The organism is Streptomyces hygroscopicus subsp. hygroscopicus, assembly GCF_001553455.1.
Taxonomy (GTDB): domain Bacteria; phylum Actinomycetota; class Actinomycetes; order Streptomycetales; family Streptomycetaceae; genus Streptomyces; species Streptomyces hygroscopicus.
Map to the genome: position 1 here is coordinate 1 of NZ_BBOX01000569.1, position 1,214 is coordinate 1,214.

General features: G+C 78.1%; 1 pseudogene. It reads right to left on the reverse strand.

The window, feature by feature from the left end:
- Positions 1 to 1,214: pseudogene (locus AXW62_RS38730) on the reverse strand (ATP-binding protein); the annotation flags it as partial.

Below are 1,214 nucleotides of genomic sequence, written 5' to 3' on the forward strand. Positions count from 1 at the left end.
CCCGAGGACGCCGTGGTCTCGCCCGCTCCCGTACGGCCCCCGCCGCCCGCCCCGAACGCCCCGGCCATCGCGGAACCGGGTGACCGGTCGGCGACCAGGGCCAGCGCGCGCCGGCCCGCGACCGTGCCGCGCTTGTCGGCGAGGACGCCCCGCAGCCCGATCGACGCCTCCAGCTCCGCGCGGGCCCGGTCCAGATTGCCCGTGCACAGCGCGAGGACGCCCAGCTCGTGGTGGAAGTACGCCTCGTCCGCGACCTGCCCGGCCAGCCGGGCGGCCTCCTGGCCGTGGCGCACCGCCCGCTCCCAGGCACCCCAGTGCAGCGCCGCGGCGAAGGCGGGCGCGGCGGCGCGGGCGAGGAGCACGGCGGCGTCGGCGTGGCCCGCCTCGCGGCTGCCGATGAGCGCGGCCATCGCCGCGAGGATCGCGTCGGCCTCGGCGGCGACGCGCTCGGGCGCCACCGAGCGGTGTCCGGCCCACCAGGTGTAGTGCTGGGCGATGGTGTGGGCGCGCCCGGCGTCCTCGTCGGCGTAGCCCTCCGCCGCGAGGTGGGCCGCGACGCCCGCCGCCAGCCGGTAGTGCGATCCGGCGGCGGTGACGAGGCCGTGGCCGAGCAGTTCGCCGAGGGCCGCGTCCGCGTGGGTGTCCCCGCAGAGCGCGGGCAGATGGGCCTGGTGCGGGCATTCGCCGCCGAGCGCGACCGCGAACCGCAGGGCGTCGCGGGCCGCCTCGCTCAGCGACGCGGCGAGCAGCACGGCGGGGGACGCCGCCTCGGCGAGCGGGGGCAGCGGGGCCGCCTGGCCCTCGTCCGCCTCCGGTTCGGAGGACGCGTCGCGCAGCGCGTCCCGCTGCCGCAGCAGCGCGCCCGCCTGGACGAAGCGGAGCGGCAGCCCCTCGGACTCGAACCACAGGTCCGCCGCCCAGCTCGCCTCGTCCGCCGCCAGGGGCCGACGTGCGGCCAGCTCCAGCAGTTCGCGTCCGGCCGTACGGCTGAGCCCGGAGAGGAAGACCTCCTCGAGGTGCGAATCGGCGGACGGGGCCGGGACATCGGGGGTGGCGGAGATCAGGAACGCGCATTCGGGGGTCGCGTCGAGGAACTCGTCCAGCGCGGCGCCGCCGAACTCGATGTCGTCGAGGACGACGACCGCGCCGATCTCCTGGACCGCCTCCAGCAGCTCCGCGCGGTCGGGCCGGTACAGCGGGGCGTCGTAGACGGC